The 7,090-nt window shown below is 47.4% G+C and carries 8 protein-coding genes and 1 pseudogene; 3 read left to right on the top strand and 6 right to left on the bottom strand.

Translation table 11 applies throughout. The annotated features are described in order from the left end of the window. On the top strand, positions 1-744 hold a 744-nt coding region (locus DXZ20_RS29145; protein ID WP_250565966.1), incomplete at its 5' end, for a sensor histidine kinase. After that, entirely contained in the window at positions 741-1,388 is a 648-nt protein-coding gene (locus DXZ20_RS29140) for a response regulator (protein WP_163702558.1), read from the top strand. The genes DXZ20_RS29145 and DXZ20_RS29140, both read left to right, overlap by 4 nt. A gap of 27 nt (positions 1,389-1,415) precedes the next feature. Here DXZ20_RS29140 and DXZ20_RS29135 read toward each other — a convergent pair whose 3' ends face one another. The 4 genes and pseudogenes from DXZ20_RS29135 to DXZ20_RS29120 form a co-directional block, all read right to left on the bottom strand. Continuing rightward, entirely contained in the window at positions 1,416-1,607 is a 192-nt protein-coding gene (locus DXZ20_RS29135) for a hypothetical protein (RefSeq protein WP_163702557.1), read from the bottom strand. Positions 1,608-2,119: 512 nt separating this feature from the next. Next, complete coding sequence (locus DXZ20_RS29130; RefSeq protein ID WP_163702556.1) at positions 2,120-2,539, bottom strand: hypothetical protein; 420 nt, start codon at positions 2,537-2,539, stop codon at positions 2,120-2,122. Positions 2,540-2,662: 123 nt separating this feature from the next. Next, a complete protein-coding gene (locus tag DXZ20_RS29125) occupies positions 2,663-3,622 on the bottom strand; it encodes a trypsin-like serine peptidase (protein ID WP_163702555.1) in 960 nt (319 codons plus the stop codon). Positions 3,623-3,966: 344 nt separating this feature from the next. Beyond that, positions 3,967-4,116, bottom strand: a pseudogene (locus DXZ20_RS29120) (ISL3 family transposase); the annotation flags it as partial. Between the two features lie 840 nt (positions 4,117-4,956). Between DXZ20_RS29120 and DXZ20_RS29115 the strand changes: the two are divergent. Then, a complete protein-coding gene (locus tag DXZ20_RS29115) occupies positions 4,957-5,190 on the top strand; it encodes a hypothetical protein (protein WP_163702554.1) in 234 nt (77 codons plus the stop codon). A 45-nt stretch (positions 5,191-5,235) separates the two neighbouring features. Here the strand turns inward: DXZ20_RS29115 and DXZ20_RS29110 are convergent, their stop codons facing one another. Both DXZ20_RS29110 and DXZ20_RS29105 read right to left on the bottom strand, forming a co-directional pair. Continuing rightward, positions 5,236-5,526 carry a Calvin cycle protein CP12 gene (locus DXZ20_RS29110; protein ID WP_163702553.1) on the bottom strand — a complete coding sequence of 97 codons (291 nt, stop codon included), beginning with the start codon at positions 5,524-5,526 and terminating at the stop codon, positions 5,236-5,238. A gap of 305 nt (positions 5,527-5,831) precedes the next feature. After that, positions 5,832-6,344 (bottom strand): hypothetical protein, encoded by a 513-nt coding sequence (locus DXZ20_RS29105; protein ID WP_163702552.1) that lies wholly within the window; start codon positions 6,342-6,344, stop codon positions 5,832-5,834. Between the last annotated feature and the right edge of the window lie 746 nt (positions 6,345-7,090).

Genomic DNA, 7,090 nt, shown 5'->3' with positions numbered 1-7,090 from the left:
CTTTGTGGCCTAGTATCGGCCTTTGTGCTGCTGCTGGTTAATGCCCTACTGGCGGAACGTGCCAGCCGACAACAGTTAACTGTTGCCCACCATCGGCTACGACAATATGCGCTTCGCATTCAAGATCAGGCAGCTTTGCAAGAGCGTAATCGTATTGCCCGAGAGATTCACGATGCCGTGGGCCACAGCCTTACTGCCCTACGTATTCAACTAGAGAATGCACGATTGTTTTCTCACTCTGATACCCATAAAACAGAGGATCACCTGAAAGTAGCACAACAGCTAGCTGCTAAGGCCCTCAGTGAAATTCGCCAGTCTGTTTCTACGCTACAATCTGATCCGCTCCAGGGTAAATCGCTCATAACAGTTTTAGAACAGCTGTGCTTAGACTTTCAACAACATATGAACGGCGAATTTGTTTATACCCTTGATGTTCTTCGTCCGTTGCCAACAGAAACTAGCGCCACCGTCTATCGACTGCTGCAAGAAGCCATGACTAATGTGGCTCGTCACAGCCATGCTGATCACATTAAGCTGCAGGTGAAAACAGAATCAGGCTACCTGTGGCTAATATTAGAAGATAATGGCATTGGCTTTGACCCTGCCAAAAATACGGCAGGTTTTGGTCTCAGTAGCATGAAAGAGCGTACGGCAGCGATGGGTGGGCACTTACAATTCATTACAGCCCCTGGTGAAGGCTGCCAGCTTAGGGCGCAATTGCCGTTAGTTGAGGTGATGGCGTGATTCAGCTAGTGATTGTGGATGACCAGGCGTTGATTCGTCAGGGGTTAAGCAGTTTGTTACAGACTAAGCCCGATTTACGGGTGGTGGGCGAAGCGCAGAATGGCCAGGTGGCGTTGGAGTTAATTGAGTCGTTAGTGGGTACGCCAGACCAACCGCATCTGATTTTGATGGATGTGCGGATGCCGGTGATGGATGGTGTAGCGACAACGCAGCAGATCTGTGAGCGATGGGCAGATATTAACGTGTTAATTCTGAGTACGTTTGATGATGATGCCTATGTTACCGATGCGATGCGCTATGGCGCGAAGGGCTATCTTCTGAAAGATACGCCTTCAGAAGAGCTGGCAGAGGCGATTCGGTCTATTCACAAGGGATATACCTATCTGGGGCCGGGGTTATTTGCGAAAACCCAAGCGATGATGCAACGGGCAACTAGAGAGGTTCCGCCAGAGGTGTTAACCCTCTCCCCCAGAGAGAAAGAGGTGTTAAAACTGATTGCTACTGGGGCCAATAATCGCGAAATTGCTGCGGCTCTAACTATTTCAGAGCGAACGGTAAAAAACCATGTGAGTAGTATTTTGGGGCACTTACAACTTCGCGATCGCACCCAAGTTGCGCTACTAGCCAGTAAGTTTTTACTATAGAGCACTGGCCCTATAGCCTTTGTCTTTCTAAGCTAGAACCCGCTGTCGTCGGATATCGTATCTGGCTACGTAACTGGCTGGGCTAACCCGTAGATACATAACATCGTGGATCATGTTTGAGTGCTCTTCACTGGGTTGGTGAAACGTGAGGCTGTTGCGATCGCACTTTTCCTTGTAGGCGGCTACAGCTTGTTCAAATGTTGACTTAGTATCTGCCATGGTTACCTTTACTAGAAGCATGGGTAACAACCCAGGTAGCATACGCCCTTGCGCTCAAACTAACAGCATGCTACCCAGCTATTGGATTTACGGTACAACCGTAGCATGTTAACGCCATCTCTGTTTGAGTTGCCGATCAAGCTTACACTGGCTACTATCTGAAGATTCGACAAAATTTTGGCCTGCTTGATTTTAGAGAATTACCCTTAAATCCCATTTCATGTACTTCCCTGATCGTTAAACTGAGATCTTGCACCTGGTAAGGAAGCATTAACCCGCCTTGGACTCAAAGTCGCAAGGCTAACTGGCTCAAAACCGCTCAAGCGGTTAAAGAATTCCTAAAAGCTTATATTTAGAGCTGCCCAGCTAATCTTGTCCCTTGAGTGGACAGCCCTCAATTAGCGTTGGGTTCAAAACCCAACGTGGGTTTGAGCTTCACAACCGACCTTAGTGCGAGATCTGAGTTAAAGGACATCATGGATGCGTGATAAAGGCTCAATGTCTGAACAACCCTAAATATCTGACTGAATTTCAATAGATTCAGCAATGACTCCAGTTGGTTGACTAGCTACAGTGCCATTGATTTGAACGTTTTGGCCTGGACTCAGTTGGTTGGCATCAGAGGAATTAGAGCCTGCGGTGACCTGCGTCTCTTCTAGTAACTGCACATAATATTTTTGGTTGTCAGCTGTTTCAACAACCAATTGAAGCGGCCAACTTTCCATCACTTCAGTAATCTTGCCATTGAGTTGGATAGCTTGAGTAGTCATGGCGGAATCAGTGGCGACGGGACTGGGAGATTCAGAAACGGCTACTTCGGGTGAAGAATCGTTGGTAGACGCAGTCTGGCAACCCAACAGAGAGATAATTAAGCTCAGTAAATAAACCGTTGTTACAGCTCCCTTTACTGACAAGGGTAGCGAAAATATCATGGGTTGTCCTCCCAGAATAAAGTCGATTGACACGTAACACTCTGGGCACGTGTCAATCGATGTGTGTTCTCATCTAAACTTAGTTTAGACAACGAATGGGGCTGACGATTTTGGGTACAACCCTTACAGTCCCAGATTCTTCCATTCCAGCATGCGGTCAAAAACAGGACGAGTAATCCGTGTTGACTTGTTAGGACACCCACCATAAGCGTGGATACCCACAGCATGGCGCTGACCATCACGGTAACGCCAGACAGGACTGCCACTCTGTCCACCAGCGGTATCTAGCATGTAGTACAGACGACGATTGGTGACTCGAGTGATCCGACCAGCGTTAAACCACTGTGTACCAAAGGGCTTGTCACCTGGATAACCGGAGTTGTTTACCAGTAAGTTGTTGAGTGAACTGCTCGATAAGCTGGTAAAGCCAAACCAACCAACTCGGTTTCCCAAGGTATTGTTGGGCAGAATGACGGCTCCATAGTCATATTCGGGACTGCGATCGCGAGTCCAACCGGTGACGCTTCGGAAGGACGTTCCGACCTGAGATCCATAGGGTCGATTCGCCGCATCCATTCCTGGAATAACCTCAATGCGTCGAGCCCAGCCCCCCGCAGCGTGGCTATAAACACAGTGACCAGCCGTCATCACAGTGCGGGGACCTATAAACCAGCCCGTACACCCGCTTGTGCGGCCATCGGCCCGAGTGATGATGAGCTTACAAATGGCTCGCCAAGGATATCGATTGGCAGGCGAAATACGAGCTCGATTATCAACACCGCAGACAGATTCAGGTTCGTCGTCAAACTCTAGGGCACCAGCTTCAGGTAAATTCTCAAATTCCTCTGTAATGGTAATTTGTTCACCTAGAGTGCCTTCGTTTTGAGCGTAGGTATAGTCAAATCCTAAAACGGATTCAAGCTCTCCTACAGCTTCAGTGCCATCAAAACTCTCAGAGACTAATTCTGTCTCTTCTGTTGGAGCTGTGCTTTCGCTCGATACTGATTCGTGTAAACTCTCGTCAGTGGGCTTGGTAGATGGATTTGGCGTCTCTTCTGAAGAGACAGCTTGATGTTGAGTCATGACAAATACTCCTTAAGGGTAAGTGTGTTTTTGCAGAAACTAGGGCTGCCTCATTGGTGGCAGCCTCTTGATTCATGGATTTTTTACGATGCCTCGATAATGGCTCAAACAGTAGTTCAATGAGAATCACCCCGATGGGTGATTTCTTTCTTTTGTGATTTGTGAGATATGGAAGGGAGGATTATCTTTCTCAATTAATGACATCCTCAATAAATGAGAATATCTAGGACGACCCTTCTGTGATCATTGTCACTGAATTGTCTCAGCGAATTTCAGACATGGCTTAAGACTTTCCAGAGAATGTCCAGATTAGACTCAGTGCACCCTAGCATGCTGGTAAGTGTCAGGTAATTCACATCAGCACTACATTGATGACAGTGGGTGCCGTTCAGGGTGCTTTCAATACGAATCAGCCAGGCTCCCGGATCTGTTTTTGAGACATTAAGGACGCGAATGTCCGGTAGATCAAGCGGAATTCGAATGGAGTTATCCATAGTGCCTCCAGAGGATTCACCACCGTAATCATCCCACAAAGGACATGCTCTCGTCCGTAACACTAGATATCGTAATCAACCACGGCAGTTCTAGAAGAGCCTTAATCCTTAAGGATGGGATGCGATCGCACCCATCCTCAATCCAGCATCCAAAGCCTCGGCCCGTGGAGTATATAAAGCCAAAAAAATCCCCTGGCGAAGAACGGTCAGGGGTTTGCTGTGCTTTAAGTGGATTTGAGAGATAGGAGAGCTAATGAGTTCTCTGTTGTATGAGAATTTAGGCGATTCCAGGAGTATCCCACACCGCTTTTTGTGATCGTGCCTGCGAGCACTGTGGCGTGAGTTGATGAGGTCTTGCCTAGATGATTCAACGCATGGTTGTTTGCTGTGGCCCCATACGTTGTAGCGTTGGGCAATTAGTCTAGGAAAGCTTTAAAACACGACAGCACCCAGAACACTCGACCGAGGAACTCTTCTAAGGTAAACAAAACTTTTAAGAGTTGTTGTATATCAGGCGAACCTACTATAAATAGGGCTCTCTAGTGCAATTAAGAAGGAATATCAGTGATGTGTTTGGGCACTGTTTTTGAAACGTTGAACGATTCTATCAAGCTATCTATCGTTAGACCTCCTTTTGTTGTGACTATGAGCTTTTCAACCCATGTGTACAGCATATTCCAGTGGTGCTGAGATATCTCTTGGGTGATACAAACGTTAACTTGTTATTTGTCACTGCTGTTACTGCCAAGTAGTGAGATAAGTCTATGGAGCGACAGGGTAGAAATGGGTTTGTGATGGCAACGCATCCTCTAGACTAAAACCAAAGTATGAGGTGTGTTGATGGTGGATGAGCCGCGTTTGCTGATGACTCGGTGGCCGAGGCTGGTACTGTGGTTTATTTTGTTGCGGGATGTGGTGGTTCCGTTGCGCTTGACAACGGAACCCATGCTGCTGCGGTCCTTAGTGGCTACGTGGCCGAGTGCTGATTCATCCGCCGTCGGCTTACTAGCGGCGTGGGGCTTCGGTCCCCTTTTGAGTCATAAAAAAGCCTCTACCAAATCGAGAGAGGCTTAAGGTGTCTGTTGCAGGAAAGAGAGAGTTTGAACAGCGTCCAAGGGCTTAAACGTCATACATGCGAGATTCAGGGGCGTGGGGATTTTCGGCACAGTAGCGGACAAAGGCCGTGGTGGGCCTTACCTGTTGCTGGTGGGCCTTAGCTGTTTGTAGTTCTTCAACGGTTTCCCAGGCAATTGCGGCATCAATACTTCTGGGGCCATGCATCTCAGTTAGTCGACGAGCATGTTCTAAGGCAGCTTTTAGCCGAGTTTCAAACGTTGCTTTAGACAAAGGCTTCTGTGACGGCGTAGAGATTGGAGAAACTGTAGACGATGCAATTGTGGTGTAAGCCATGGTGAGAACTGGTTTGTTGTGAACTGTTCATAGCTTATACATAATCCTGGTAAATATAAAGGTCAAAAATATATAAGTTACATCTATGATTCATTAGCTTTCTTTACCTATTTGCGTTGAGGTGGCACTCAGTTGTGGTTATATGATCGCTTCACCTAAGGAAAAACCTCTACCAATTGGTAGAGGCTTAGAGTGTGTGTTGGAGAGTCTGAGTCGAAAAGGGTGCCCTGGGAATGAAGCTTTCACAGATTACGGAGTCTGCCCCGGGCACCCAAGCTTGGGTGCCGCAACAGCTCAGCGATCTGTTAGCGGACGGACTTAGTACGAGCATCCAGTGCATCAAGGCGAGCTTCCTGGATGTTATCGACTGCTTTAGTGCGAGCATCTAGCGCATTCAAACGAGCGGATTGAATATCCTCAACGGCTTTGGTTTGGTTATTCAGGTGCTCTAGACGTAGCTTGTGGACGCTGTTCTTGGTGCGAGCATCCAATGCATCCAGACGAGTCTCTTGTATGTTGTCAATTGCTTTAGTACGAGCGTCTAACGCATCTAAGCGAGCAGCTTGAATGTTATCGACAGCCTTAGTGCGGGCATCGAGGGCATCTAGTCGAGTGGCTTGGATATCTTCGATGGCCTTGGACTGGTTGTTGAGGTGCTCAATGCGTAGTTTATGGATGGAATTCTTAGTGCGGCTGTCTAGCGCTTCGAGGCGAGCGGACTGAATATTGAAGCTAGCGGGCTCGACGGCGGCAGCAACGGGTGCGATCGCAGCGGAGGCAACGAGAACAGTTAAAGCGGAAAGAAGTGTGCGTTTCATGGTTAAAGCTCCTTGTTAATTTGTGAAGTGTTTGATTCGCTTCATTGATTACAAGAATGCCGGGGCTACCTGAACGCTATCTGACCGTAAACTGAAGGTTGCTTAAGGGGTTTCTGAATTTGGCTGAGGAATTGTGGTGATGGGGGTCACAAGGGTGGTTTTGAGTTGCGTTGGCGGAGCCGCTCCAGCGGAGCATCGCAACTCAAAACGTCTTTGATTTAAGGACCTTTTTCATACAGATCTGGATTTAGTAGTACATAAATACTATTTTGAATAATAACCTTCTTGCGAGTGCTCAAATGAGTAATAACAAACACCATCAGCTACCCGATCATGGCCTGCAGCTTTACTTATCTGAAAAGGCTTTAGGCTCCTTTTTGCGTACCTCAATGAGTGGGTGTGCCGGATCATAAAGTCAACAGAGAGACCAATAAGAAGCCCCCACGGACGCTAGGTTCATGGAGGCTTCAGTTTAGATATAGAGTGGTATTCAATAAATCGTTCTTCTATGAGTCCACTCTAGGTCGGAAAGAGTCACATCGGATCCGTTACCGGGCAATTCCATCGTCTCCTCACACAACTATCAAGTTTGCTCGGCTTGTGTCTGCGATCACAGCTTTAAAACACAACAGCACCCAGAACAATCGACCAAGGAACTCTTCTAAGGTAAACAAGACTTCTCAGAGTTGTTGTATATCAGGAAAACCGACTATCAACAGGGCTCTCTAGTGCCAGTAAGAAGAAAT

It is taken from the genome of Adonisia turfae CCMR0081 (genome assembly GCF_011009555.1).
Classification (GTDB): domain Bacteria; phylum Cyanobacteriota; class Cyanobacteriia; order Phormidesmidales; family Phormidesmidaceae; genus Leptothoe; species Leptothoe turfae.
The sequence above is the reverse complement of the archived record's forward strand: the minus strand, read 5'-3'. Positions and strand labels throughout refer to the sequence as shown.

Excerpts from the sequence above, each read along its gene's own strand:
- DXZ20_RS29135 (WP_163702557.1), bottom strand. The coding sequence starts at position 1,607 with ATGGCAGATACTAAGTCAACATTTGAACAAGCTGTAGCCGCCTACAAG.
- DXZ20_RS29130 (WP_163702556.1), bottom strand. The coding sequence starts at position 2,539 with ATGATATTTTCGCTACCCTTGTCAGTAAAGGGAGCTGTAACAACGGTT.
- DXZ20_RS29125 (WP_163702555.1), bottom strand. The coding sequence starts at position 3,622 with ATGACTCAACATCAAGCTGTCTCTTCAGAAGAGACGCCAAATCCATCT.
- DXZ20_RS29115 (WP_163702554.1), top strand. The coding sequence starts at position 4,957 with ATGGTGGATGAGCCGCGTTTGCTGATGACTCGGTGGCCGAGGCTGGTA.
- DXZ20_RS29110 (WP_163702553.1), bottom strand. The coding sequence starts at position 5,526 with ATGGCTTACACCACAATTGCATCGTCTACAGTTTCTCCAATCTCTACG.
- DXZ20_RS29105 (WP_163702552.1), bottom strand. The coding sequence starts at position 6,344 with ATGAAACGCACACTTCTTTCCGCTTTAACTGTTCTCGTTGCCTCCGCT.